Here is a 1,009-nt window from a genome sequence, read left to right as displayed (position 1 = left end):
CCCCTCCGGGCTGATGACGCGGATCAGCAGCATGTGCTGGGCGAGCCACCCCTCCTCACGCCCGATGACCGAGGCGATGCGCAGCGCGAAGCACTTCTTCGCGAGGATCGCGTTGCCGCCGTAGCCGGATCCGAACGACCACACCTCGAGCGTGTCGGGAAAGTGGACGATGTACTTCTCGTCGTTGCAGGGCCACGCCACGTCCGCCTGGCCGGGAGCCAGCGGCGCACCGACCGAGTGCACCGTCTTGACCCACGGCTTGCCCGCGGCGATCTGCTCCACGACGGCGGTGCCGACCCGGGTCATGATGCCGATGGAGGTGACGGCGTACGCACTGTCGGTGATCTGGACGCCGATGTGCGAGAGCGGACCGCCGACCGCGCCCATCGAGAAGGGCACGACGTACATCGTCCGCCCCCGCATCGACCCCTCGAACAGCGGCATGATGGTCGCCCGGATCTCGTCCGGCTGTGCCCAGTTGTTGGTGGGGCCGGCATCCTCCTCTCGCGCCGAGGCGATGAAGGTGCGTGCCTCGGTGCGGGCGACGTCGCTCGGGTGCGAGCGGGCGAGGTACGAGCCCGGTCGCCACTCGGGGTTGAGCTTGATGAGCTTGCCCTCCTCGACCTGCTGGCGAAGAAGGGCGTCGTTCTCCGCACGAGAGCCGTCGACCCAGTGGATGCGCGCGGGCTGCGTCAGGGCAGCGATCTCATCGACCCAGGCATGCAGGGCCTCCAGACCCGTGCCGGCGAGGACCGGCCGCATGCCGAAGCTGCTCCGGGGCTCGTCCGTCGCGTCGACCGCCGCGGGGGTGCGCGTGGCGGTGGGACGGGTGAACATGTCGGCGATGGCCATGTCGGGCTCCTTCAGCGTGGCGTCGGTGGGGCGATCCGGAGGTGTCTCTTCCAGATTGAAGGCGTGAGGAGGGATTTGCGCACAAGGATGCCGTCAAGAAACGTGATTCTTTCGCTATGCTCAAGGAAGACTCTAGAGGATCCCCGGGACCGAGCTC

The 1,009-nt window shown here is 68.0% G+C and carries 1 pseudogene; it reads right to left on the bottom strand.

The features are described 5' to 3' along the window. Window positions 1-852, bottom strand: a pseudogene (locus I5I_RS04880) (phosphoenolpyruvate carboxykinase (GTP)); the annotation flags it as partial. Between the last annotated feature and the right edge of the window lie 157 nt (window positions 853-1,009).

The sequence above is a fragment of the Microbacterium sp. B24 genome (assembly GCF_000333415.1).
In the GTDB taxonomy this organism is placed as follows: Bacteria; Actinomycetota; Actinomycetes; order Actinomycetales; family Microbacteriaceae; genus Microbacterium.
The sequence above is the reverse complement of the archived record's forward strand: the minus strand, read 5'-3'. Positions and strand labels throughout refer to the sequence as shown.